A 24,083-nucleotide genomic window follows, 5' to 3' on the forward strand; every position below is an offset into this window, starting at 1 on the left:
GGAAATAAAACTGATCTCCGCAATTCTGTATCTGTCAAAAGCATAATAGCCTCGGATTGACATGATTACCGATTAAAAATTGAAGGGAGCAATGCTGTTATGAAAAAATGCCCCAAATGCAATGGAAGGTTAACTACAGTGTATAACATGAGGAAAAAGACATTTTCCTACAGATGCAATAAATGTAGTGCTGAATTTTCCGGCGATGGGCAGGAGAAGGAAAAGGTGTACGATCTTGGCTCCGATTTGAAGCTGCTTAAAATATTTAATCGTGCAAGAAGAGGCTTAAGATAAATATATAAAAAATTATTATATTAAAAACACTATCGGTTCCCAGTCCCGATAGTGTTTTTTGTAAATTATCCTGTAAATATCTGTAATTAACGATCCTTTAGGACTTCCTTTATTGCGGCTATGCTTCCAAGGGATGACACTGCCTCTGTTGGAAGTATAAGCTTGTTTGCCGGATTCTTTGCCATCTCCTGAAGAGCTTCAACCTGCTTTAACGCAATTACCGTTTCATTTGTTCCAGATTCTATAATCGCTCTGTTTACCATCGCAACGGCCTCAGCCTGGGCCCTTGCTATTTCCTCTATGGCCCTTGCCTTACCCTCTGCCTCAAGGAGCTGCGATTCCTTAAGCCCTTCTGCACGCCTTATGTTTGCTTCCTTTTCAGCCTCGGCCTGAAGGATTTTTGCCTGCTTTTCACCCTCCGCCCTTGCGATTGCTGCCTGCTTTTCACCCTCTGCCTGAAGTATTGCGGCACGCTTATCCCTTTCTGCCTTCATCTGCTTTTCCATTGCCTGTTGAATTTCAGCCGGTGGAATGATATTTTTGATTTCAACGGATAAAATCTTAATTCCATAGGCGTCAGTTATTTCATCAACAACCTTCAAAAGCTCCGAGTTGATCTTGTCCCTTCCTGAAAGCACCTCATCAAGCGTCATGTTGCCTACTATGTTTCTCATGTTGGTTATTGTTGAATATATAATACCTGCCTTGTAGTTTTCTATGTTGTATACTGCATCCTTTGCATTCATAACCTTATAGAATATAACATTGTCAATTGAAATTTTTACGTTATCCTTTGTAATAACGCTCTGTGGCTCTATATCAAGTATCTGCTGCTTTGTTGAAATCTTCTTTCTTACAAAGTCAACGAAGGGGATTAAAAAGTGCCAGCCTGGATCTAAAACCCTGTAGAACTGTCCAAATCTTTCAATTACAAGTTGATATCCTGTGTTTACAATTTTAATTGACATTAATACAAGCACCAGTGCAAGTACGATAATAATGGCTATAATGATCCTTTCCATAATTTAAGCCTCCCTATTTTTTAATTATAAGTTTGTTGCCCTTTATGCCTATAATTTCAACCGTATCGCCCTTATTTACAGCCTCTCCTGCATTTTCAACCGTCCAATAGATCCCATCAATCTTAAGTTTGCCTCTATCAATAATGTCATCTTCCACTGTAATTTTTCTTCCGATATACTCCTCCTCCATTCTCAGAGTTTTAGGTATTGTACCTTTAAGTCTTTTCCTGACCCACAAATATTCAAGTGCTATTGCAGCAGCACTTACAAAGGCAAATACGATAAATTGAACTAAAAATGAAGCTCCAATCATTTGAGAAATTATTGCAGCTATACCTCCAACTGTAAATCCGGAGAAGAAGAAGCTTGTTGTAACTATATCCAATACCAGAGCAGCTGCTGACACTACAACCCACAGCACTATATATTCCATATTACTCCCCCCTTTACAAATTTATTTCTTAATATAAGTTAACATAGTATTAAATACTATGTTTAATATTTATATTAATAGTAGCACATGGTATTTGTAATAACAATACTCTTTTAAGATGATATCAGCATTAGCTTGTTTAAATTAAATAACTATATATTTATATCTTCATATCTCACTATAAATCTTTAATAATCTTATGATATCTTGTTAATATTGTTGATATATAGTTTTAAATACTATATAATATATGTGAGGTGATACCAATGAGACTTAATAAAGATGACTTAGCTAAACTGATAAGTGACATGTCCCTGCTGGATGACATACGGCCCAGCGAAATACCCGACATCGATCTATATATGGATCAGGTTACAACCTTCTTTAATGACAGGCTTGGGCACCTTAAAAGGGATGAAAAGGATAAAATACTTACAAAGACTATGATAAATAACTACACCAAGGCTGGAATACTCATGCCTCCTAAAAACAAAAAATACAGCAAACGCCATATAATTCTTCTTATACTTATTTATTATCTAAAACAGATCATTTCAATAAACGATATCAAAACAATAATAGGTCCTATACTAAACAATATAAACACAGAAGAAGACGACATAATCCCTCTAGAGGATATATATTCAACACTTATTGAAATTAAACACAGGGAATTCGAAAATTACCGTAATGTATTTGATGAAAAGTTCAATTTGATAAAGGATAAAACTTCAAACCTTGATGGAGAAAATAAGGAGCTGGCCGAGCTCTTCCTTACCGTTCTCATCCTTATTGCCCAGGCAGATGCCCAGAAAAGACTTGCAGAAAAGATTATAGATAACTATTTCAAAAAAGCAGAAACTCAAGATTGAGTCTTGAACTCCAATGGGGCGGGCAGGGATAGCACCCTGCCCCTTCAGAAAAAAGCATTGTTTTAAAATATCTTTTTTATATGAAGAAAATTAATGTGATTTGAAGTATAATAACTCCAATGAATATAAAAATATCCGCAAGATTGAATATTGGAGACCTATTAAAATTAAAGCTGAAGAAGTCTATTACATATTTATACTTAACTCTGTCTATAAGGTTTCCTATTCCTCCCCCAAGTATAAAGGATAATGATAACTTTATAAGAAACATTTCTTCGCTCTTTAAAGAATAGACGAAATAATAAACCACTACTGCCATAAGGATAATGGTAAGGCTTACAAGAAGCTTTCTCCTGTTTTCAAAAAGTCCCAGAGCTGCCCCGCCGTTTTTGGCTATCCTTAAGGTTATAATTTTTTTCTCAATAACCGGAAACCCTCTCCTCTCCAAGTAGGAAAACACACGCTGCTTGCTAAACTGGTCTATTAATATTATCGCTGCAACCAAAGTAAAAAATAATGCATCCATAAAAAAACCTTCCTGAAATTTTTTAGTGTTATGTTCATTTTATTCATAGTATGTTAAAATATCAAATATCTTAATTTTTTATCTTATCGCAGCATCTTCCAAAGCCGAAACTATCACAAAACATGATATATAAGATAATTATATTGATGATGAAAAACTTTACAACCACAACAATAAATATTATAATATTCTTAATATTCATTCTATATTCAGCATTTTTCTTAATTTTACTTATTTCACAGCCATCATTTCGTACTAACGTCTATGTTTTACTAAACTCTTACAATCCATAAACAATATATAAAATGGAAAGGGGTGATATTTTGCATAATCTGAAGCGGGAGATTTCACTTCAAAGGGCCTCTGAGCTTAGAAGCAGGATAGATGATTATGTTAGTGCACGCAAATCTATACCATCAGGCCTTGAACTTCAAGATGCTATAAACGAAAGGAAGGAAAAAATACTTAAAATTCTTGGTGGTACAAATGATGACTGGAAGGATTATAAATGGCAGTTTAAAAATAGAATAATGAACGTTTCGGTATTGAGTAAAATATTAGACTTAAGTGATGAAGAGGCTGAAGAAATAAGTAAAGTTGGTAAGAAATTCAGATGGGCTGTGTCTCCATATTATGCAAGCCTTATTGACCCACAGAATATGTTTGACCCCATTAGACTCATGTCCATTCCAACTCACCTTGAACTTGAAGAATCAGGTGAATCTGACCCTATGTTAGAGGAATTTACAAATCCTGCAGGAAGTATAACGAGAAGATACCCCGACAGACTGATTATTAACGTTACAAACGTGTGTGCCATGTACTGCAGGCACTGTCAGAGAAGAAGGCTCATAGGACAAACTGATAAAGCCGAATCAAAGGATACTATTGAAGAATCAATTCAGTACATAAGAGCTAATGCTGAAATTAGAGATGTTCTTATAACTGGAGGCGACCCTTTAACTTTACCCGATGAAACTTTAGAGTGGATTATAAAGGAAATCAGAAGCATTCCCCATGTTGATTACATAAGAATTGGCACAAGAATCCCCGTAACTATGCCCCAGAGAATAACGGATGATCTGTGCAATATGCTTAAAAAATATCATCCTGTATATATAAATACTCATTTCAATCATCCCATGGAAATTACACTGGAATCAAAGGAGGCCTGTGAAAAGCTGTCAAATGCAGGAATACCACTTGGAAATCAGGCAGTGCTGCTTAATGGAATAAATAATGACAGGCATACAATGAAGGCATTAAATCATGAACTTCTAAAATGCAGGGTTAAACCCTATTATATTTTCCACGCCAAGCATGTTACCGGGACTACCCACTTTAATACTTCAGTAGACGATGGAATTGAAATTATGGAATATTTAAGGGGCTATACATCCGGAATGGCAATTCCATCCTATATAATAAATGCCCCTGAAGGTAAAGGAAAAACTCCCATACTTCCTCAGTACATGATCTCAAGGGGGAAGGAGTATATAGTTTTAAGAACCTGGGAAGGGAATATAATAAAATATCCAAACAGTCCGACAGTGGATATCAAAAAACTTTTAAAGGCGCCAATTCGGGGTATGTGATAAGGAAGTAATCTCAAATAAACATTGGAAAGTCGGCAAACGGTATTGTAAATAAGCTGGAAACAGCCATTATGAATGTATTGGATTGGATTCTAAACAATTGAAAGAGATTAACTAATTCACAATCTAGTAACTATCTACTCCCTAATTTGTAATCACCAAAGCAGGAAGATGTTAAAACAGGTAAGTATGACATCGTATGTCATACTTACCTAAAAAACATTGACGTGGCTTGTATGCAAAACCGGTATTGTCTGGAAGTCTGCAAATATATCTTCCCTAAGTGAGTTAGCAGACATGGGAAATAATATGGAAAGCTATGTATAAGACCAGTAAAAGTAAAAAAAGAAATCTACCGAATAAGCAAGCACAAGCAATTAGAATTAGCAAGTGCGATGAATAAGTTAAAGCATGAAGCATAGGAACAGTAGTCACCAAATTATATAACGATAAAATAGTAAAATTCAATAACTTCGGGAAAGAATCTATAAATCCTTCACTTTTGTAAAGGTTTTTTCTCAGGTGCCATTAGGGAATTTTTTAAAGAAGATTGAAATTTAAATTTTTCTCATTTAGATACCCCCATAAATCAAATAGTAATATTTTATAAATAGTTTTTTATCACTATTAGAAGTAATCCGTTTGCTAAAAAAGTGAAGGAACAAATCATTAGGTACAAGAGTTTGATGACTTCTATTTCTATACTTATTGGCTTCAGATGCAAAGGTTTTAATTAATTTTTTTCTACTATCTTTGCATCTATTATGATTAGCACTATTAAGGGGGCTGTCGCTTTAGCGATTGACAAAATCGTTAGGCGGCAGCCCTTTTTACCATATGTTAGGATATTCCAAATCTTTTTCGTGCACTGCAACAGACGATAATCAAAAAAAGGTTAGCTTTAATAAAAGATCCATATGCTATTAATCTTTTTTTGAACCTCTTTTCTCGGCCCTGAAAGGTTCGGGGATCGTATTTTTTGTGAAGTAAGGGGTCGCTACACTAATTTCTTAGTACGATAGTCTCTTTATGACATTTTTTCTAATTTTTGCAAGTTAATATTTAAGTAAATAGTCATTATTATAATTGTAGGATGGACCAGTAGTGTAAGAATAGAATAGTGGAGATGTTGTATTCTGTGCTAACTGCATAAGTCTATCTTCATCTAAATAGTATTCACCGTATTGTTCTTTAACTTCACCTACATCGTGGTTATCAGGCTCCTGTCTGTAGCCATTTATATCATGGTATACGGTATTTAATTGCGCATAAGTTTCTCTTTTTTCTGTAGTAGCCATTGGCGCCCAGTAATAATTATATCCATCAGTTTGATATACTTCTGCTTTTTTTGTTCTTATTGTATAATCGTATAATGCACGCTCTAAAACACCTGAATAGGTTTCAAAGTCATATGTTAGTATAGTAAAACACGTATTTTACTAATACATCCTCACAATTTATAAAATCCATCAAAGCATACTATGCTTAAATTCATGTGAAAAAAGATTAGAAGTTGAATAAATCGTTGCCACTCATCTAAAAAACATGTAATTTATCTATTCTATTGGAATTAGAGAACTTTATATTATATTTCATACACCCGATTAAAAGTATTTTTTTAATATTGCCTTATTATTGCTTATGTTGAGGAAGTTGTTTTTGCAAGTGAAAATTCCTCGCTTTTGTAAAATCCGGACTGGAAATTTGTCAGCAGTTTACATCGGTATATTTGTATCAAATAATAGCATCAAGGGTTCACTACACCTCGTTATACTGCCTCGCTCTTGAAGCTATCATTCAATACAAAACTGTATAATTTGTCCTGCGTGGCAAAAAATGCTGAAAAATTTTGGGTTTGTAATATTAGGGTATTTTCATATATAGAGAGATGCCACTTATTCACTTAGGTTCTATACGTTTCTCACTTCTTGACCAGTACTTTATACATAAACGAGATGAAAAAAATATTTTTAAATTAAAAGTTATCATCATTTGACAATCTTATATATTACTACATACTTTTAGTATAAATACATATATTCCAACAATTATACCATTCTGAAAACATCAGTATCATAAGGGAATTTCCTAATGATACTGATGTTTTCTTCATAAAGCAAAACCTTAAAAAGCTTCCGGCAGAGCACATCACTTGTTTGCAAAAAAATTTGTAATGGGGGATAACAAATACCCAAAAAATCTGCTGATTAATAGGGGGATATATTTTTTGCTAAAACCCTCCCCGATATTAGCAAAAAAATGAAAGGGTTAGTGAGGGGATTTTTCAAAATATTATAGCAAACCAGCCGAAAAGGGCAAAATTTTACGGCATACCACCTATTCTTTTTTCGGTTGGTATACTGCCAAAAAGTAGCGTGTCTTACGTTGTAGCAAGCACTGAACTTGTGTGCCCAAGTTCGCTTGTCAGGGGGATACCCCTGAAACCCCTATCAAAATGCAAAGGAGGAATCGCATGCGTAAACACAACAAAACCTTTCATATCCGCTTTACGGAATCGGAATATGGAAAGCTGTGCAGCCTGTCAGAAAGAGCAGGATGCAAAAGAGGATATGACTATAAAAGTCAAACGGCTTATCTTAAGAGAGCATGAGGACGAGGAATAACAGTTTATCGCTTAAAAGCATGACTTCGGATAACGGGTATGGTAAAATATTCTCATACAATATCCGTTTGTCCGACTGTCCACAAAGGAGGATATTATACAAAGACAGTCAGACAATATCACCGCCCTGTATTGCCGCTTGTCAAGGGATGACGAGTTGCAGGGCGATAGCAACAGCATTGTAAATCAGAAGAAAATACTAAGTAAATACGCTAAGGAGAATGGCTTTCCCAATCCTGTATTCTTTATAGACGATGGAATATCCGGCACCACCTTTGACCGTCCGGATTTCAAACGTATGATTGAAATGGTAGAGGACGGGAAAGTATCCACGGCCATCATCAAGGATATGTCCCGCTTTGGACGTGACTATTTGAAAGTAGGACTTTATACCGAGGTAATGTTTCCTGAGAAGAATGTCCGCTTTATCGCAGTAAATGACGGTGTAGACAGTGCCTGTGGAGACAATGAGTTTACCCCATTTCGCAATATCATTAACGAATGGTACTGCCGGGATACCAGCAAGAAAATCCGTGCCGTATTCCGTACCAAAGGACAGGCCGGAGAGCATTTAACAACGAATCCACCCTATAAGTATTACCTTTTTAATGAAAACTCATACTCCTTTTCTTCACTGTATTTGAAATCCATTCCATAGAGCTTTATGTAATATGTCCCTTTGTCCAGGTTAAGACCATATGAGCCTTTTTTATTTATCCCAAGTATTACATTCCCACCCTGGCTTAAAACCTCAGCTCTACAAAACTCAGGAATGGTTGAAACTGAAAGCACAAGGGATTCCTTGCCGCTCACAGCGAATTTAAAATAATCAACATCATCAACATAATCTATATATCCTGTATAATTTTTCCCCTGGGTTATATCCACTGCCCTTTTAGCATAATTGTTGAACTCATTGCTGTCTTTGAAAAACTCAATGTCATCATCCTCTATTTTGTTGTATCTCATTGCAATGTAGGGCTCTGAATTTATCCCCTCCCTGATTTCCTCCCAGCTTCTATAGCTTATAACCGTTTTTTCCGGCTTTTCATAGGATGTTCCCGTTGTAGATTCCATTGCTATAATTCCACTTTTATCAGAGGTTGTCGCAAGATATATCATAGCATGGTTACCCCTGCTTACGAGGATGTCCATAGGCTTTAAATCTTCAAGTTCTATCCTGGTAAAGGCTCTTTCAAAGCCTTTAGTGCCCATGTTCTCCTTAAACTTAAATACTGCACTTACAAAGCCTGAACAGTCGAGTCCCGCTGTCATTTCTTTATATCCCCCTACACACAAAACATTTCCTGTTGTATAGCCACTTTTAACCGACTCCTCAAAATTTTTGACATATTTTTGATTGCTTATATCAAGTGCTGTATATCCTCCCCAGGCATATGGTATACCGCTAACCTTTTTAACTTCTGCCCCCCTTAAGAAAGCCGGAAGTTCTACTTCGCTGCTGTTTTTAGGGCCGTTTTTCAGTACATCATACTCCCATACGTAATTAATCATATCCATTCCCCTTTTAAAGGCTTCACTTCGTTTCATTTTATTAAGCGCTGCATATTCTGCAGGAGGCTTTATATTTTCATGCTTTTCTTTATAGAACAACTTGAGTAAAAAGACTGCTGAGCTTATTAGAATGAAAAATACAACATATGCCTTTAAAAAGTCCAATAAGTAGTTGTTCCTATATCTTCTATATGGCCTTCGTAGCCTCAATCTTCCAAACATTTCCTCACCCTTAAACAATTGATTCTATATATAACTATGCCATAGGTGTCAGCTTTAATAACCTTTTAGGGCTGCCAATCATTCTTTGCCTCTCATTAGGCCACAAGTCTTCTTCCATCCCATGACCTCAGCAACCATGCTGAAAAATACTAAAAACCCAGGTATTGTAAACCTTATCACCTGGGTCATCTACCTTCTAAATATTATATCTTGCTTGCAGCCGCAAGTCCTTCTTAAACTGCACCCATTATTCTTCAAGGCCTTACGACATACCATGATATACCTCTGCAGAGGGTATTAAAAACCCCTGCTTGATAAACACAGTCTGTTTGCTATACAAGCTTTGTCCTTTTAAGCGCCGCTGCAAGGGGAAGTCCAACAACTGCTCCAACAATAAGTTGAATCAGGTTTCCAGGGATGGAATTTATAGGAGTAATCCAGTTTCCATAGAGTATTCCCTCTGCAATGTAATATCCTATAATCATCCATATGGAAGCTATTACGATACCGATCAGATTCCAAATAAAACTATTTCCATTTCTGCCCCTGGCATTCGATATGCTTCCAATAATGTATCCCATTACTCCTCTTATAACAAACGTAAATGGTGCCCAGGCAACCCATGGGCCTCCCGAAAGAAGATCAAAAAGCCCCATTCCGAAAGCTCCTGCTACTGCCCCCTTTTTTCTTCCAAAAACTATTGCAGTCATGAATAACATTGTATTGCCAAGATGTACCAGACCTCCATTAACAGATATGGGAAGCTGAAGGTTTATAAACCTTGTGGCTATAAAAACAAGAGCAATCAGTAAAGATGTGGTTACCATATCCTTTGTTTTGCTGTTAGTCTGTGATCTTAAAATTGAGCTGTTCATACCAATCCCTCCTATTATAATTGTACCGATACAATAATGCATTTGTTTCGGATACAATATATTATACAAAGGAATGGCTGAAATGCAAGATGGCAGACACACTAATTAAATAACTGTATTGGATTGGAAGCCTTAATGTAAGAGTGCAGATTCCTTTTCAGGAATCTGCACTCTTATACGAACAGCTTTTCTATTTCCCTGTTCGGCACAAAGTTCTTACCCTGCCATGTATCCCTTTCTGTAAACCTTCTATCTATAGCGTTTAAAACCTCCCATTTTTTAAGGCTCCACATTGGTCCTATTAGAAGGTTTCTTGGGCTGTCTCCGGTTAGCCTGTGTATTACCATGCTCTCTGGCAGCCTCTCAACGGCATCCACTACAATTTCAACATACTCATCCATTTCGAGGAATTTTAGAATTCCTTCCTTATAAAGCTTTACCATCCTCGTTTTTTCCATAAGGTGAAGAAGGTGAATCTTAATCCCCCAGCTTCCTGTGTTCCCAATAAATTCAACGGTCTTTAACATATCCTCCCTTGTTTCGCCCGGAAGTCCAAATATGGCATGGGTTACAACCCTTATGTTTCTTTTTTTAAGTTCCCTTACGGCATTTATATAGGTGTCAAGACGATATCCTCTATTTATAAGCTTTGCAGTATCCTCCTTTGTAGTTTGAAGTCCAAGCTCCACCCACAGATATGTTTTTTTATTTATTTCCTCTAAAAGCTCAAGAACAAGTTCTGGAAGACAGTCAGGTCTTGTTGCAATTGCAAGCCCAACAACATCCTCGAGCTCAAGTATACTGTAGTATTTTTCTCTGAGAACTTCAACGGGTGCATAGGTGTTTGTGTAGGCCTGGAAGTACCCTATATACTTTCCTTCCTTCCACTTCCTGTTCATCATTTCCTTAACTTCATAAAACTGATCAACAAGGTTTTTCTTTGTTCCTGCAAAATCTCCAGATCCCCTTTCGCTGCAGAATATACATCCACCGTATCCTGCTGTCCCATCCCTGTTTGGGCACGTGAAGCCTGCGTCAAGGGATATCTTAAACACCTTTTCACCAAAATGTTCTCTCAAATAATTATTAATTGAATTATATCGCTTATCTCCCCACATCTTTATCATAGTATCATCCCTTTTTTCTAATATCGCCAGCGACCATCAATTTTATATATTATCACAAAAGAAAACAATTATTAATAACTATATTTTAACTATTAATTATATACAGTAATTTTTTTAACACATTGTTTACAAATTAACAATTTACTTTTAGAAATAACGTGATATTATTAATAGTAGATAGATTCCCCTTTAAAATATCTTTCATGCCGGTTTAACCGGCATTTTGTTTTTATATTGAATTTATGAACAAAATAGATCACAACCCTTTCAAGAGATGGTAGAATTGCAATATTTTTTAATTTTCCTTGCACCTTAAACTTAGATCTTTTAATTTCGCTCATTTTATGCAATTATCATTTTTAGCAATATGGTCAAAACTTTAACATTCCTATAAATTAAACAAAGAAGCCAGATTTAATTAAACCGGGCTCCTTTGTTTATTCCTATAAACATTTCATTCCTTTCATTCCCTTAGGGACTATATCTACACCCAGCGAAGGCTTCACCATTCATTTAACCACTAAAAAATACGCGTCCACAAAGAATTGGAATGAAATTCACAATAATATTGTTATGGTCAACTGCTTTTTATAATCCCTAGAATTCTTTGAAAAGCTCTCCCTTAACTCCACAAATTGGGCATTTATCAGGTGCTTCTCCTTCTACTGTGTGGCCACATACGGGACAAACGTAGAACTTGCTATCAGCCATATCCTTGCCTTCCTTTGCAAGGTTCTGTGCCTTCTTGAAAAGGTCTGCATGCTGCTTTTCAGCTTCAACTGCGAAGTGGAAGGATCTTTGAGCATCCTTTTCATTCTGGAACTTTGCAGTTTCAAGATAAACAGGATACATCTGCTCTATTTCATGAAGCTCTCCATTTATCGCTCCCTGAAGGTTTTCAACTATGTTTGTAAGTCCAAATACAGCACCAGCAGGAACTGTGTAGTCTCCAACCTGCTCCTTAAGTACGGTAAAATGATTCTTTGCATGAACCCATTCGGCATAGGATACAGCCTTAAAAAGCCTTCCTATATTAGGAAAGCCATCCTTTTCTGCTGCCTCTCCCCAAATTAGGTACCTCATATGTGCCATGCTTTCCCCACCATATGCTGAGCGGAGGAAATCAGCGGTCATAGCGTTTTTAACTGACATATCTATCACCTCATCAATAATAATTGTTTAATAAAATAATTTTATCTGAATATTAGAAATAAATCAATTAAATACTTATTACTAAATTCTTTAGTGTGAAAAAATGCTATTTGCATAATAATATATATAATAAGTGTTTTATATCCACACTGTATTATAATACTCAGCAAAGGGTGATATTATGCATAAGTTTGATTCCATAAATCTTGATAAGCTCGATAATCCCGAAAGAAGAAGGGATATGCCTCCATATGAAACTCTGGAAAGGTTTGGTCTTAAAAATATCGGAGGTGCGGTTTTTTTGGATATTGGCTGCGGTATAGGGTATTTCACAATTCCTGCGGCTAAAATTTTAAAGGGTGGTACTGCAATTGGAATAGACGTGGTTGACGAAATGCTTGAGCATGCATGGGAAAGAGCCTATGAAATTGAAAACGTTGATTTCAGAAAGAGTAAGGAATACTCCTTTCCCGTTGAAGACAACTCCATTGACTTTGCATTAATGTCAAATGTTCTTCATGAAGTTGAAGATAAAGTTAAATATTTACTTGAAGTTAAACGTGTACTTAAAGCTGAAGGTGAACTTTATATAATCGAATGGGAAAAGAAGGAAACAAAAGGTGGTCCTCCATTTGAACATAGGCTTTCAAAGGATGAGTTAAAGGAATACTGCAGGAAGGCAGGGTTTAGCAGACTTGAAGAGGTGGAAATATCAGATAAGCATTATGGGATAAAAGCGAGATTTTAACATTATTTTTACATTAGTGCAATAGGATGTTAATATTATATTGTTATTATTATATCAATAATAAGTAACTCCCCCTTTAAAATAAATCTCCGGCCGGTTTAGATATTAACCGGCTCAATTACTTTTTTGATAATAATTATCGTTTACATTTTGTTCATGCTTTCTAAACCTTGTTTTAACAAATTGCTGTTATCATATAATAGTGAAATCTTTTTACCCCCTACCTTGAATATATAAAAGATTATAAGCTGGCCCACTGCCAGCTTTTCATTTTTATTCCATAAAAAATAGGCTGTATAAGCCTATTATTACGTATATACCCTTACCTTTTTAATCCTGTTTTTCTGCACTCCCTCAACAACAAACTTTATGTTTTTGAACTCAATGGTTTCACCGGGCTTCGGAAGCCTTCCAAGCTGCCCTATTATAAAGCCTCCTATTGAATCAAACTTTTCCGATTCAATGTCAGTTCCTATCATATCGTTTACTATATCAAGCTTCACGTTTCCGTTTATTACATACTCATCCTCTTTTATTATATCTATTTCGTCTGATTCATCGTCATATTCGTCCTGAATTTCTCCCACTATTTCTTCAATAAGATCCTCCATTGTAGCAATTCCAACTACACCGCCGTATTCATCCAAAACTATCGACATATGTGCCTTGTTTCTTTTCATTTCCTCAAAAAGCTCGGTTATCTTTTTAAACTCATAGGTGTAATATGGCTCGCGAATAAATTTATTTATATTAAAATCCTCCTTACCACTGTTAAAGAAAACTAAATCCTTTACATGTAAAATACCAACTATGTCATCAATCGTCTCCTTATAAACAGGGATACAAGAAAACTGCTCACTTTTTATGACCTCCATTATTCTTTCATAGCTCCATTCAACTTCTACGGCAACTATATCGGTCCTAGGCACCATAACATCCCTTACATAGAGGTCCCCGAACTTAAATACGTTATATATCATTTCTCTTTCCCCTGTCTTTGTTAATCCCTCTTCATGACTTTCTTCAACAATGGCTTTAAATTCCTCTTCAATTATGAAAGACTGTTCCCCTGCAGGATTCCCCCCTAATATTTTAATAAGAAAATTATTAACATGGGTAAATGCGATTACAACCGGATTTAATAGCCTGACTATTAAGAGCATTATTCCTGCAACCTTAAGGGAAATTTTTTCTGAATTTTGAGCTGCAAAAGACTTGGGAGTTATCTCACCAAAAATAAGTATTAATACTGTCATAACGCCTGTTGCTATCCCGACACCCTTATCCCCTGTCAACCTGATGGCAATTGAAGTAGCTATGGCTGATGCAGCAATATTTACGATGTTTCTACTGATAAGCACAGCTTCAAAAAGCTTTCCAGAATTTCCAATCAGTTTATAAACCCTTTCGGCTCCTTTAACCTTTTCTTCAATCATTTGTCTCAGCCTTATTTTGCTTAAGGACATAAGGGCTGTTTCAGAACTGGAAAAGAACGCTGATAGGATTAATAGTATGAACAAAATAAGCAGCTGCCATATACCACTAGGGTCCAAGTATACCACACTCCTTAATATTAAAGTATAGTATATATGATATCATAACTTAAAAAACTTTACTAAATATTTAATTAGTCAAATTCGAATATATTCCTATAAATTTCCTTTGTAATCTAAAATATTTTTTTTAATTTAATAGGATGCTTCCTCTCTTTCTCTCTAGCATAAATTTATTGATTGTATATCCTGACTTTCTCTATTCCTTTGTCACTTACATTTTTAACCTTAAAAATTATTATTTTCTATAAATGGGTAGAATTACCGTAAATTCTGTGCCTTCTCCTAACTTACTATTAACCCTTATGCTTCCTCCATGGGCTTCAACAATTGATTTTGTTATGGTAAGTCCTATCCCTGCCCCGCCTGTCAGACGATTTCTTGACTTATCGGCCCTGTAGAACCTTTCAAATATATATGGAAGATCCTCCTCTGAAATGCCTGTTCCGGTGTCCTTAATCTTTATCTCGACTCCATTTTCTTTCCTGCTGAGAATTATGCTTACCTTTCCACCTTCTCCCGTGTACTTCAGTGCATTTGATATAAGGTTTATTATAACCTGGCTTATCTTATCCCTGTCCCCTTCAACTATCTGCTCACTTCCATTATATCTGAACTCTATATGTTTTTCCATAAAATCCCTTTGAAAATTCAACATTATCCCCCGTATAACCTGTGAAATATCAAAACATGTTTTATTCAGGGTTATATTATTCGTATCATACCTTGTGAGCTTTTCGATATCTCCTACAAGGCGGCTAATTCTAACTATTTCCTCATGACAGCTCCTAAGCCTTTCTTCATCCGGATCCCATACTCCATCTATCATGGCTTCCATGTGTCCCTGAAGGGTTGTAAGAGGCGTTCTAAGCTCATGTGCTATATCCTGTGTTAGCTGTTTTCTGAGCTTTTCATGTTTTTCAAGTGTAGCCGCCAGGTTATTGATTGTATGGGTTAACTGTTTTATCTCATCTATATTTGACCTTACATCAACCCTGACGCTATAATTTCCATCTGAAATCATCTCAGAGGTTTTTATAACCTTTGAAATAGGCCTGCTAAGCCCCCTTGCCATAAATGACCCAAGTATTACCGCTGTTAAAACTGATATAATTCCAACTCCCATAAATATTTTATTTAATGTGTTTAAAAAAGCTATATCCCTATCAGTATAGTAAAAAGGCCCATAAAACCCTACTTCAACACTGCCTATATGTTTCAAGCCTATTAAGACAGGATAGGTATTTTCAACATATTGACCCTTCCATCCAGGATAGCGATCGAACATATTTTGGGATACATGCTCTATTATCTGCTGGCACATTCCATTGTTATAGGCCCTGGCATTCCATATCATCCTTCCTGAGGCATCCCTTACCTTCAAAATAAGTCCATTTTCGAGGGCATTTATTCCTATTTTCTGGACAACCTCCTCGTTCCAACCTGAATCTTCATCATACTGCCGCATAATAAGGCCTATGATTTCCTGATTCTTCTTTTCCTGATTTTCTATTATATATTTCTTAAACTGACTTTCTAGGAAAATATTAGCAAAAACGCTTATTAAAAATACGCATACAGCTGCAATAAACACATATGATAGTATAAGCTTTTTTCTAAGGCTTACTGACATTTTATTCACCACCAAACCTGTAGCCAACTCCATGAATTGTTATAATATACTTGGGCTCTTTTGTATTATCCTCTATTTTCTGCCTGAGATTCTTGATATGTGTATCTATAACCCTGTCATAACCATCATACTCGTCTCCAAGAACAAGGCATATAAGCTCATCCCTCGTAAAGGCTTTATGGGGATATTTTATCATGGTTAAAAGCAGCTTGTATTCAGTTGGTGTAAGGTTTACGATATTATTTCCTTTTTTTACCTCGTGTTTTACACTATCTATAACTAGATCACCATCATTGAATGACATGGTGTCTGAAAGAGGGATCACCTCCTCTGTTCTTCTAAGAAGTGCCTTAACCCTGGCTACAAGCTGCCTCGGGCTGAAGGGTTTTGTAACATAATCATCCGCACCAAGGGCAAAACCCTCGAGAATATTCTCCTCCTGCACCTTTGCAGTCAACATTATTATTGGAATCCTTGATCTTCTTCTTAACCTTTTGCATACTTCTTCTCCTGAAATATCAGGGAGCATAAGATCAAGTATAACAAGGGATGGACTATTCTTTTTAAAAGCTTCCATAGCCTCTCTGCCGCTAAATGCCGTGTAGACTTCATACCCTTCCCTTTCAAGATAGGATTTTACAAACTCCACAATTTTTATTTCATCATCTATTACAAGAATGGATTTTCTGTCAGCCATATTTTTCCCTCCAGATCAAGGTTGTAACAGTAACTATCTTATATATACTTCAAAATGATTATAATAATCAATTTTAGTTTTATTAATACACTATACTGGTTTCACCTTGTTGTACAAGTTTATTTTCAAAAGACGCTGCGATAAAAAATATATTTCATTCACCAATCCACTTGCTCAGGGAAGTTATGGAAGGACCTCCAACTGGTCGCTTAATGGGAATTTCATATATTTTTTATCATCCCTTGTTCTATAAAAACAAGTACGACAAGTTGCTTTATATTATCTATCTTCATAAATTCTACACATCCTTATTGTAATATATTTCCAATAAATATTACATAATGAATTCTCCATCATTTTTAAGGAGGTTGTTTATGGGAATTAAAAGGGAGAAAATAAAGGCCTTTGGCATGCACTGTACGTCATGCGAAGGGCGAATTGAGCGTGAGATAAGAAAATTAAATGGAATTACTTATGTAAAGGCTAACTATGAAAAAGAAAACGTTGAGGTGGAGTTTGACAGCAAACTTTGCAGCAGAGATATGATTAATGCTGCCATCGAAAGAGCCGGTTACAGCACTAAAAATTCCAGTTTTGATAAAATTACAGGTTTTATTATTATTGGACTTGTAATTTTGCTCCTCGGCAAATTCTCTGCAAGCTTTGATATGGAGTCAAAGCTTAAAGGCGATGTAACCTACCCAATACTTTTTGCAATAGGTATGCTAACATCCCTCCACTGTGTTGGAATGTGCGGAGGCATAATGATTTCCCAGAGTATTTTAAAGGAAAGTAGAGGCAAGTTTGAGTCTATAAAGCCATCCCTTCTCTATAATATCGGGCGTGTAACATCATACACAATACTTGGAGGTATTATAGGTGCGCTTGGATCGATATTTAACATTTCAATTGGTGTTAAGTCCTTAATTATGACTTTTGCAGGTCTTTTCATGGTTTTAATGGGACTTAATATGGCAGGATTCAATATACTTAGAAAGCTACATATAAGGCTTCCATGGTCGTCCTGTAACATAAATGGCAGAGTTAAGGCGCCCTTTGTTGTTGGACTTTTAAACGGTTTTATGCCCTGCGGTCCACTTCAAACAATGCAAATTTTCGCCCTTGGAACAGGGAGCCCCCTTAAAGGCGCAGCATCCATGTTCTTCTTCTCAATAGGTACAGTTCCTCTTATGCTCTCCCTCGGAGCAATAACAGGCCTTCTGGCTAAGGATTATACAAAGAGAATTTTAAAATTAAGCGGTGTTTTAGTTGTGGTTCTCGGTATCATAATGTCAAACAGAGGTCTTGCCCTTGCAGGTATTAGTCTTCCATCTATTCCTTTTGGTGGTAAAGCTTCTATAGGATCATCAAATATAGTAAAGGCGGAAATTAAAGACGGAGTTCAAACCATAACCATGACTGCAAATTACAGCGGATACAGCCCAAATGCCTTTGTAGTACAAAGGGGGCTTCCTGTTAAGTGGACTATCAAAGGCGAAAGGATAACTTCCTGCAACAATGCCATAGTAGTGCCGTCACTTAATATTCAGAAAAAGATAAAATCCGGAGATAATGTAATCGAGTTTACGCCTGATAAAGATGGAACTATACGCTTTAGCTGCTGGATGGGGATGATAGGTGGAGTTATTGAGGTTGTGGATGATCTTAATACAGCCGATACCTCAAATATTGATGTACCTAATTCAAACAGCCCATCATGCTGCACAGGTGGTGGCATTGATGGTGAGGTTCCAGAATCTAAGCCTTCAAGCATATACGGCAATGATATTTCAAAGGTTCCAACAGACAGGCTTATAAGGAAAAGCACTGTGCTTGGAAATTATCAGAGCATAAAAATAAAAGGTATACAGTATGAATTCGAACCTCTGGTTGTTGTTGCAAATAAAGGTATTAAAACAAACCTTACATTGGATTTAAGCTCCTTCGAAATACCTGAAGGCAAGTTTGAAATAGTTGACGGCTATTCCGGTAAAACCCTTATGGACTTTGAAGGCAAAAAGGGAATTGTTCAAATTCAATTTACATTAAAAGAGAGCGGTGCCTATGGGATCATAAAAGATGGAGTCGTGCTTGGCATAATTGAGGCTGTTGATAACAATAAAAACGTAGACCTTGAAAAGATAAGGGAAAAGTATTTTAAGTAACATAAAAGAGGCATAAACAGCCTCTTTTATGTTAACCTTTTTTCAAACCATGTGGAAGTTACCTTTTCTTTTACAAAGCCGTTCTTTTCATACAGCTTAACAGCCCTTTCGTTTGAGCTTATAACAAAAAGTTTAACTTCCTTTGTCCCCGAAGTATATAAAATGTCCATGGCTTTATATAAAAGAATTTTTCCAAGGCCTTTTCCCTGAAATTCAGGGGCTATGCCTATTCCATCTATCCATCCAACGTCATTTTTAATTGAAAGCTCATATATCCCTGCAGGACGTCCTTTATAATACATTAATCCAGCCATATGAGGGCACTGCCTGTATTCATTCATAAGCTCCTCCATCTGGTCATCTGTTAATATTGAACCATTAGGGGAGTTTATAAAGGCATCGTTGTGGATTTGCTGAAAAATCATCTTATTCTCTTTGGATATGTTAATGAATTCAACTTCATCGGGAAATTTCATATAATATCCACTGTTTTCCTCATGTTTCATGATCATGGCCTTGTATACTTCTTTAAAGCCAAAATCCAGGACACATGGGATAAGGTAACTGATTCCAGTATAAATTCCAAGTTTTACTATTTTAGGTTTTATTGTTGAGATATATTTCATTCCTCTTTTAAGAAGAAAGGTAAAATATCCCTTATCCTCCTCCCTAATATTAACACAGGTTAAAAAAGCTTCTCCATTTTCCTCAACGTTTTTTGTTATAACAGCAAGGGTTCCCTTTATCTCGCCGTCATCCCAGAGGGAGAAATGGCTCTCCCCGCAGTTAAATACTATTCCAATGTAATCCTTAACCATCTCTTTAAAACTGTCAAAGGAGTAGTTGCTTCCTATACTAATTATATAATTATATAGCTTCTGCTTCTCCTCCATGGTAAGCTCGATAAAGCTCTTTATAATCATGAACCCTCACCCCACTCTGTAAATTAGCTCAACCGTTATTAACAATATATTCTATATATAATATAACTTTCCTGCAAGCTATGAAATGAAAAGAAAATTTACAAATTTAAAGTTCCATTTTTAAATACATCTAAACCATTCTAAAGGAAAAATATGTTCGAAGGATGGTTTTTAAGGGATTTAATAAAACTTATCATTAAGAAATATAAGAGGGTATCTCGAAAAATAAGATACCCTCTTATATTCATTTATTTATGCTTCAACTATTGAAATTACATCATACCCTGCGTCTTCTACGGCTGCCTTCATTGCATCATCTGATGCTCCTTCAACATCAACTAAAGCGTACTTTCCTTCCAGGCTTACTTCAACTGACTTTACACCAGCTACCTCTGAAAGGGCATTTTTAACATGCATTACGCAGTGATTGCATGACATTCCTTCGATGTTTATTCTCTTTTTCATATAAACTCCTCCCTTTTATTTATGTATTGGGATATGCCCCGCAAGCATATCCCAGGTTTTTAAAACTTTGGTTTAAAGCCCTTTAATCTTAAGGCATTTGATACAACTGACACAGAGCTTAAGCTCATTGCTGCCGCTGCTATCATTGGATTTAACCTTGGCCCTCCAAAGAGTACCAGAAGCCCTGCTGCTATTGGAATACCTGCAGTGTTGTATGCAAAGGCCCAAAACAGGTTCTGTTTGATATTTCTTATAGTTGCCTTGCTTAGCTGTATAGCTGTTACAACGTCTAGTATATCACTTCTCATAAGGATTATATCGGCAGACTCTATTGCAACGTCTGTACCTGAACCTATGGCAATGCCAACATCTGCTTGAGCAAGGGCAGGTGCATCGTTGATTCCATCTCCAACCATGGCAACCTTTTTACCCTCATCCTGGAGCTTTTTAACCTCCTGTGCCTTGTGTTCAGGAAGAACTTCAGCAAGGACCCTGTCTATCCCAACCTGCTTTGCAATGGCCTCGGCAGTTTTTCTATTGTCACCTGTTATCATGGCAACCTCAATGCCCATTTTATGGAGCCTTTCAATGGCTCTTCTGCTGTTTTCCTTTACAACATCCGCAACTGCAATTACCCCTGCTGCTTTTCCATCTATTGCAATGAACATAGGAGTTTTACCTTCTTCTGCATATTTTTCGGCAATATCTATAAGGCTTTCTATCTCAATATCCTTTTCATTCATAAGTTTTTTATTACCTAAAAGTATTTCCATTCCATTTACCGATGCCCTAATTCCCTGGCCAGGTATAGCAGAGAAATTCGAAGCTTCATATAATTCTAACCCTCTATCCTCTGCTTCTTTAACAATTGCCTCTCCAAGGGGGTGCTCTGAAGCCTTTTCACAGGATGCCGCATAGCTTAAAATATCCCTCTCATCCATTATAGCTGCGTATATATCTGTGACCTTTGGTTTACCTTCTGTTATTGTTCCAGTCTTGTCAAATACAACTGTGTTTATTTTATGTGCTGTCTCAAGTGCCTCACCTGACTTTATAAGTACACCGTACTCTGCACCTTTGCCAGAGCCCACCATAATGGCCGTTGGGGTTGCGAGACCAAGGGCACAGGGACAAGCTATTACAAGAACGGAAATAAATATTGTAAGTGCAAATACTGCATCCCTTCCTCCAATATACCATGCAAGCCCTGAAAGAACGGCAATTCCTATAACAACAGGTACAAAGTATCCTGATATGATATCTGCCATTCTTGCAATAGGCGCCTTTGAACCCTGTGCGGATTCAACAAGCTTTATGATCTGTGCAAGCGCCGTATCCTTTCCAACCTTTGTTGCTTTGAACTTAATCATTCCATTTTTATTTATACTTGCACCAAATACATTGTCGCCAGGTTGTTTTTCAACTGGAATACTTTCACCCGTCAACATTGATTCATCTATTGAAGTTGCACCTTCAACCACTACTCCGTCAACTGGTATTTTTTCCCCTGGCCTTACAACTATTATGTCGCCAACTTCAACTTCATCTATGGGTATTTCAGCCTCCTTTCCATCATGGATAACCCTTGCTGTTTTAGGTGCGAGTCCCATAAGCTTCTTTATTGCCTCTGAGGTTCTTCCCTTTGTCTTCGCCTCAAGATACTTTCCAAGAAGTATGAGGGTTATAATTGTTGCAGCCGCTTCAAAGTACATATCCTTTGCATATTCAACGTTATGATTTGCTATCTGGTATATTGCAAAGAGTCCATAAACTATCGCTGCAGATGTTCCTATTGCCACAAGGGAGTCCATATTAGGGGCACCTTTAAAGAGGGACTTAAAACCTACTCTATAGAACCTTTCACCTGCATATATTGTAGGAATAACAAGTATAAGCTGTACCAAAGCAAAGTTTAGCGGATGCATGTGGCTATTAATGATATCCGGAAGTGGAAGCCCGGTCATATGCCCCATTGCTATATAAAGTAGAGGAACTGTAAAAACAGCCGATATTATAAAGCTTCTGAAAAGCTTTTTAGCCTCCCTTTCCTTCCTCTCCTGGTCCTTATCTATTGTTCTATCCTGCTCCTCAAGGGGTTCATATCCCGCAAACTTTACAGTCTTTTTTATCATTGAAAGTCTGACCTTTGATGGATCATATTCAACAAACAGGCTCTCCGTCGCTAAGTTTACCTCTGCCTTACTTACACCATTTATTTTAGAAACCGCCCTTTCAACCGCCCTGACGCAGGATGCGCAGGTCATTCCTCCAACGCCAATTACAACCCGCCTTGTTTCTATTTCCTCCTCGGCACTATATCCTGACTTTTCAATTGCCCTTATTATATCTTCAACGCTGACCCTATTCTCATCATACTTTACGTAAAGCTTTTCCGCAGCAAAGTTAATGTTAGCCTCAACTCCATCAACCTTATTTGCTGCCCTCTCTACTGCCCTTGCACAGGCCGCACAGGTCATACCACCTATCTTAAGAACCTTTTCCATTTAATTCACCTACTTTCCATTAATTTTCCAAGAATATCTATAATCTCGTCAACCTTTTCCTCCCCCGTATCATGAAGAAAGGCATCCTTGACGCAGTGATTTAAATGCTGCTTAAGTATTAACATGTTCGCCCTTTTTAAAATGGACTGGGCTGCAATTATTTGATTGGATATGTCTATGCAGTACCGTCCCTCATCAAGCATTTTAATTATTCCATCTATCTGTCCCTTTGCAGTTTTCAAGTATTGCATGGCCTTTTTTTGCTCATCGTTCATCCCTATACCTCCCTCCCCCATAGTGGGGTGTCTTTATTTTTATTATATTCTTTCCATTTTTAAAATGCAATATTCATTTTTAAAAATCCTTACTATTTTACTCGGATTTTACATAAAAATTAACTTACTATAGCATCCAGCTCCTCATTTTCTTGTCCTTCGATGATCACCATAATTTTATTAGGAAGACACACGATGCTTTGATAGCTTTTACTTATCCATCCTGTATCTGAACATATCCCCTCAGGACAGATCCTTTTATCCATTTCAAGCATTCTAATAGCTCCATCCTTTACCTCAACGTACCCTATTTGATCTTTAAATTTAAAATCATATACCTTATTTTCCGAGTTTATAGAAATTTTTTTTACAATGTTATTATCAACAAAAATAACCGCAGTGTTTCCAATCTTATTGCTGAATACAAAATAGTTATAAATAAAACCTCCTATTATTCCAAAAACAACGGTAACTATTATCAGTTTATCCCACAGCTTCATACCCATCATCCTTTACATATAGTATTATTTTAAACATGGGAAAAACCAGTAGATAAACTACTGGTCTTTAAAATCGATTATTTCTAAGGGCTTTCTTCCTGCTTAAATATTCTTCCTCTGTAATTTCCCCTCTTGCATATCTCATATTTAAAATTTCAAGTGCTTCCTCCGTACCCCTATATCTGTAACCCATTTTATCCCTTTCAAATAGTTTGAACACTGCATATATAATAACTCCAAATAAAATTATAGGTATTATCATACCAAATGGCCCCCATCCATAACCGAAGCCTCCACAGCCGTAAAACATAAATTTACCTCCCTCATTTGCTTTTTCTGATATTTATTTTACTACCTACTTTTG

Annotated in this window: 23 protein-coding genes and 1 pseudogene; 7 read left to right on the plus strand and 17 right to left on the minus strand. The window is 36.5% G+C overall.

Annotated elements, in window-relative coordinates:
* The first annotated feature begins 99 nt into the window (after positions 1 to 99).
* Positions 100 to 294: a hypothetical protein gene (locus EDD71_RS08590; protein WP_133628323.1), complete on the plus strand. Its 195-nt coding sequence runs from the start codon at positions 100 to 102 to the stop codon at positions 292 to 294.
* Between the two features lie 86 nt (positions 295 to 380).
* On the opposite strand, the gene EDD71_RS08595 is transcribed toward EDD71_RS08590, so the two are convergent.
* Together EDD71_RS08595 and EDD71_RS08600 are read right to left on the minus strand one after the other, a co-directional pair.
* Positions 381 to 1,316, minus strand: coding sequence for an SPFH domain-containing protein (locus tag EDD71_RS08595; protein WP_133628324.1), 936 nt, complete (start codon positions 1,314 to 1,316; stop codon positions 381 to 383).
* Between the two features lie 13 nt (positions 1,317 to 1,329).
* Positions 1,330 to 1,749 carry an NfeD family protein gene (locus EDD71_RS08600; RefSeq protein WP_133628325.1) on the minus strand — a complete coding sequence of 140 codons (420 nt, stop codon included), beginning with the start codon at positions 1,747 to 1,749 and terminating at the stop codon, positions 1,330 to 1,332.
* Between the two features lie 266 nt (positions 1,750 to 2,015).
* Here EDD71_RS08600 and EDD71_RS08605 point away from each other — a divergent pair, with 266 nt between their 5' ends.
* On the plus strand, positions 2,016 to 2,621 hold the full coding sequence (locus tag EDD71_RS08605) for a DUF1836 domain-containing protein (protein ID WP_133628326.1): 606 nt from the start codon (positions 2,016 to 2,018) through the stop codon (positions 2,619 to 2,621).
* A gap of 76 nt (positions 2,622 to 2,697) precedes the next feature.
* Here the strand turns inward: EDD71_RS08605 and lspA are convergent, their stop codons facing one another.
* Complete coding sequence (lspA, locus tag EDD71_RS08610; protein ID WP_133628327.1) at positions 2,698 to 3,147, minus strand: signal peptidase II; 450 nt, start codon at positions 3,145 to 3,147, stop codon at positions 2,698 to 2,700.
* 305 nt (positions 3,148 to 3,452) lie between these two features.
* On the opposite strand from lspA, the gene eam reads away from it, so the two are divergent.
* The gene (eam, locus tag EDD71_RS08615; RefSeq protein ID WP_133628328.1) at positions 3,453 to 4,742 is read left to right on the plus strand and encodes a glutamate 2,3-aminomutase; all 1,290 of its coding nucleotides are present in this window, start codon (positions 3,453 to 3,455) and stop codon (positions 4,740 to 4,742) included.
* A gap of 1,055 nt (positions 4,743 to 5,797) precedes the next feature.
* On the opposite strand, the gene EDD71_RS08620 is transcribed toward eam, so the two are convergent.
* On the minus strand, positions 5,798 to 6,040 hold the full coding sequence (locus EDD71_RS08620; protein ID WP_133628329.1) for a hypothetical protein: 243 nt from the start codon (positions 6,038 to 6,040) through the stop codon (positions 5,798 to 5,800).
* A gap of 1,175 nt (positions 6,041 to 7,215) precedes the next feature.
* On the opposite strand from EDD71_RS08620, the gene EDD71_RS15330 reads away from it, so the two are divergent.
* Positions 7,216 to 7,353 (plus strand): hypothetical protein, encoded by a 138-nt coding sequence (locus EDD71_RS15330; RefSeq protein WP_166636412.1) that lies wholly within the window; start codon positions 7,216 to 7,218, stop codon positions 7,351 to 7,353.
* Positions 7,354 to 7,462: 109 nt separating this feature from the next.
* Positions 7,463 to 7,963: pseudogene (locus EDD71_RS08625) on the plus strand (recombinase family protein); the annotation flags it as partial.
* On the opposite strand, the gene EDD71_RS08630 reads toward EDD71_RS08625, so the two are convergent.
* The 4 genes from EDD71_RS08630 to EDD71_RS08645 form a co-directional block, all read right to left on the minus strand.
* Entirely contained in the window at positions 7,963 to 9,102 is a 1,140-nt protein-coding gene (locus EDD71_RS08630; RefSeq protein ID WP_133628331.1) for an NlpC/P60 family protein, read from the minus strand. The pseudogene EDD71_RS08625 and the gene EDD71_RS08630 overlap by 1 nt on opposite strands.
* A 332-nt stretch (positions 9,103 to 9,434) precedes the next feature.
* Entirely contained in the window at positions 9,435 to 9,977 is a 543-nt protein-coding gene (locus tag EDD71_RS08635; RefSeq protein ID WP_133628332.1) for an ECF transporter S component, read from the minus strand.
* A gap of 173 nt (positions 9,978 to 10,150) precedes the next feature.
* A complete protein-coding gene (gene mnmL, locus EDD71_RS08640) occupies positions 10,151 to 11,104 on the minus strand; it encodes a tRNA modification radical SAM protein MnmL/YtqA (protein WP_133628333.1) in 954 nt (317 codons plus the stop codon).
* A 597-nt stretch (positions 11,105 to 11,701) separates the two neighbouring features.
* The gene (locus EDD71_RS08645; protein ID WP_133628334.1) at positions 11,702 to 12,256 is read right to left on the minus strand and encodes a rubrerythrin family protein; all 555 of its coding nucleotides are present in this window, start codon (positions 12,254 to 12,256) and stop codon (positions 11,702 to 11,704) included.
* 181 nt (positions 12,257 to 12,437) lie between these two features.
* Between EDD71_RS08645 and EDD71_RS08650 the strand changes: the two genes are divergently transcribed.
* A complete protein-coding gene (locus tag EDD71_RS08650) occupies positions 12,438 to 13,004 on the plus strand; it encodes a class I SAM-dependent methyltransferase (RefSeq protein WP_133628335.1) in 567 nt (188 codons plus the stop codon).
* Positions 13,005 to 13,312: 308 nt separating this feature from the next.
* Here EDD71_RS08650 and EDD71_RS08655 read toward each other — a convergent pair whose 3' ends face one another.
* From EDD71_RS08655 to EDD71_RS08665, 3 genes are all read right to left on the minus strand, one after another.
* Positions 13,313 to 14,557 carry a hemolysin family protein gene (locus EDD71_RS08655; protein ID WP_133628336.1) on the minus strand — a complete coding sequence of 415 codons (1,245 nt, stop codon included), beginning with the start codon at positions 14,555 to 14,557 and terminating at the stop codon, positions 13,313 to 13,315.
* Between the two features lie 238 nt (positions 14,558 to 14,795).
* Positions 14,796 to 16,190 carry a sensor histidine kinase gene (locus EDD71_RS08660; RefSeq protein ID WP_133628337.1) on the minus strand — a complete coding sequence of 465 codons (1,395 nt, stop codon included), beginning with the start codon at positions 16,188 to 16,190 and terminating at the stop codon, positions 14,796 to 14,798.
* Between the two features lies 1 nt (position 16,191).
* Positions 16,192 to 16,887: a response regulator transcription factor gene (locus tag EDD71_RS08665; protein ID WP_133628338.1), complete on the minus strand. Its 696-nt coding sequence runs from the start codon at positions 16,885 to 16,887 to the stop codon at positions 16,192 to 16,194.
* Positions 16,888 to 17,261: 374 nt separating this feature from the next.
* On the opposite strand from EDD71_RS08665, the gene EDD71_RS08670 reads away from it, so the two are divergent.
* Positions 17,262 to 19,052 (plus strand): urease accessory protein UreH domain-containing protein, encoded by a 1,791-nt coding sequence (locus EDD71_RS08670; protein ID WP_133628339.1) that lies wholly within the window; start codon positions 17,262 to 17,264, stop codon positions 19,050 to 19,052.
* A gap of 26 nt (positions 19,053 to 19,078) precedes the next feature.
* Here EDD71_RS08670 and EDD71_RS08675 read toward each other — a convergent pair whose 3' ends face one another.
* The 6 genes from EDD71_RS08675 to EDD71_RS08700 all read right to left on the minus strand — a co-directional run bounded on the left by EDD71_RS08675 (position 19,079) and on the right by EDD71_RS08700 (position 24,029).
* A complete protein-coding gene (locus tag EDD71_RS08675) occupies positions 19,079 to 19,975 on the minus strand; it encodes a GNAT family N-acetyltransferase (protein ID WP_133628340.1) in 897 nt (298 codons plus the stop codon).
* A 252-nt stretch (positions 19,976 to 20,227) separates the two neighbouring features.
* Entirely contained in the window at positions 20,228 to 20,440 is a 213-nt protein-coding gene (locus EDD71_RS08680) for a heavy-metal-associated domain-containing protein (protein WP_133628341.1), read from the minus strand.
* Between the two features lie 59 nt (positions 20,441 to 20,499).
* Positions 20,500 to 22,944, minus strand: a complete 2,445-nt coding sequence (locus EDD71_RS08685) for a heavy metal translocating P-type ATPase (RefSeq protein ID WP_133628342.1) — start codon at positions 22,942 to 22,944, stop codon at positions 20,500 to 20,502.
* Positions 22,945 to 22,949: 5 nt separating this feature from the next.
* Positions 22,950 to 23,219: a metal-sensing transcriptional repressor gene (locus tag EDD71_RS08690; protein WP_133628343.1), complete on the minus strand. Its 270-nt coding sequence runs from the start codon at positions 23,217 to 23,219 to the stop codon at positions 22,950 to 22,952.
* A 119-nt stretch (positions 23,220 to 23,338) separates the two neighbouring features.
* Complete coding sequence (locus tag EDD71_RS08695; RefSeq protein ID WP_166636413.1) at positions 23,339 to 23,719, minus strand: NusG domain II-containing protein; 381 nt, start codon at positions 23,717 to 23,719, stop codon at positions 23,339 to 23,341.
* Between the two features lie 67 nt (positions 23,720 to 23,786).
* Positions 23,787 to 24,029, minus strand: a complete 243-nt coding sequence (locus EDD71_RS08700) for an SHOCT domain-containing protein (protein ID WP_133628345.1) — start codon at positions 24,027 to 24,029, stop codon at positions 23,787 to 23,789.
* Positions 24,030 to 24,083: the final 54 nt, after the last annotated feature.

Origin of the sequence: Fonticella tunisiensis (assembly GCF_004364155.1) — a bacterium.
Lineage (GTDB): Bacteria > Bacillota > Clostridia > Clostridiales > Caloramatoraceae > Fonticella > Fonticella tunisiensis.

Bases quoted from the DNA above. Each gene is read 5' to 3' on its own strand.
- EDD71_RS08590 (WP_133628323.1), top strand. From the start codon at position 100: ATGAAAAAATGCCCCAAATGCAATGGAAGGTTAACTACAGTGTATAAC.
- EDD71_RS08595 (WP_133628324.1), bottom strand. From the start codon at position 1,316: ATGGAAAGGATCATTATAGCCATTATTATCGTACTTGCACTGGTGCTT.
- EDD71_RS08600 (WP_133628325.1), bottom strand. From the start codon at position 1,749: ATGGAATATATAGTGCTGTGGGTTGTAGTGTCAGCAGCTGCTCTGGTA.
- EDD71_RS08605 (WP_133628326.1), top strand. From the start codon at position 2,016: ATGAGACTTAATAAAGATGACTTAGCTAAACTGATAAGTGACATGTCC.
- lspA (WP_133628327.1), bottom strand. From the start codon at position 3,147: ATGGATGCATTATTTTTTACTTTGGTTGCAGCGATAATATTAATAGAC.
- eam (WP_133628328.1), top strand. From the start codon at position 3,453: ATGGAAAGGGGTGATATTTTGCATAATCTGAAGCGGGAGATTTCACTT.
- EDD71_RS08620 (WP_133628329.1), bottom strand. From the start codon at position 6,040: ATGGCTACTACAGAAAAAAGAGAAACTTATGCGCAATTAAATACCGTA.
- EDD71_RS15330 (WP_166636412.1), top strand. From the start codon at position 7,216: ATGCGTAAACACAACAAAACCTTTCATATCCGCTTTACGGAATCGGAA.
- EDD71_RS08630 (WP_133628331.1), bottom strand. From the start codon at position 9,102: ATGTTTGGAAGATTGAGGCTACGAAGGCCATATAGAAGATATAGGAAC.
- EDD71_RS08635 (WP_133628332.1), bottom strand. From the start codon at position 9,977: ATGAACAGCTCAATTTTAAGATCACAGACTAACAGCAAAACAAAGGAT.
- mnmL (WP_133628333.1), bottom strand. From the start codon at position 11,104: ATGATAAAGATGTGGGGAGATAAGCGATATAATTCAATTAATAATTAT.
- EDD71_RS08645 (WP_133628334.1), bottom strand. From the start codon at position 12,256: ATGTCAGTTAAAAACGCTATGACCGCTGATTTCCTCCGCTCAGCATAT.
- EDD71_RS08650 (WP_133628335.1), top strand. From the start codon at position 12,438: ATGCATAAGTTTGATTCCATAAATCTTGATAAGCTCGATAATCCCGAA.
- EDD71_RS08660 (WP_133628337.1), bottom strand. From the start codon at position 16,190: ATGTCAGTAAGCCTTAGAAAAAAGCTTATACTATCATATGTGTTTATT.
- EDD71_RS08665 (WP_133628338.1), bottom strand. From the start codon at position 16,887: ATGGCTGACAGAAAATCCATTCTTGTAATAGATGATGAAATAAAAATT.
- EDD71_RS08670 (WP_133628339.1), top strand. From the start codon at position 17,262: ATGGGAATTAAAAGGGAGAAAATAAAGGCCTTTGGCATGCACTGTACG.
- EDD71_RS08675 (WP_133628340.1), bottom strand. From the start codon at position 19,975: ATGATTATAAAGAGCTTTATCGAGCTTACCATGGAGGAGAAGCAGAAG.
- EDD71_RS08680 (WP_133628341.1), bottom strand. From the start codon at position 20,440: ATGAAAAAGAGAATAAACATCGAAGGAATGTCATGCAATCACTGCGTA.
- EDD71_RS08685 (WP_133628342.1), bottom strand. From the start codon at position 22,944: ATGGAAAAGGTTCTTAAGATAGGTGGTATGACCTGTGCGGCCTGTGCA.
- EDD71_RS08690 (WP_133628343.1), bottom strand. From the start codon at position 23,219: ATGAACGATGAGCAAAAAAAGGCCATGCAATACTTGAAAACTGCAAAG.
- EDD71_RS08695 (WP_166636413.1), bottom strand. From the start codon at position 23,719: ATGAAGCTGTGGGATAAACTGATAATAGTTACCGTTGTTTTTGGAATA.
- EDD71_RS08700 (WP_133628345.1), bottom strand. From the start codon at position 24,029: ATGTTTTACGGCTGTGGAGGCTTCGGTTATGGATGGGGGCCATTTGGT.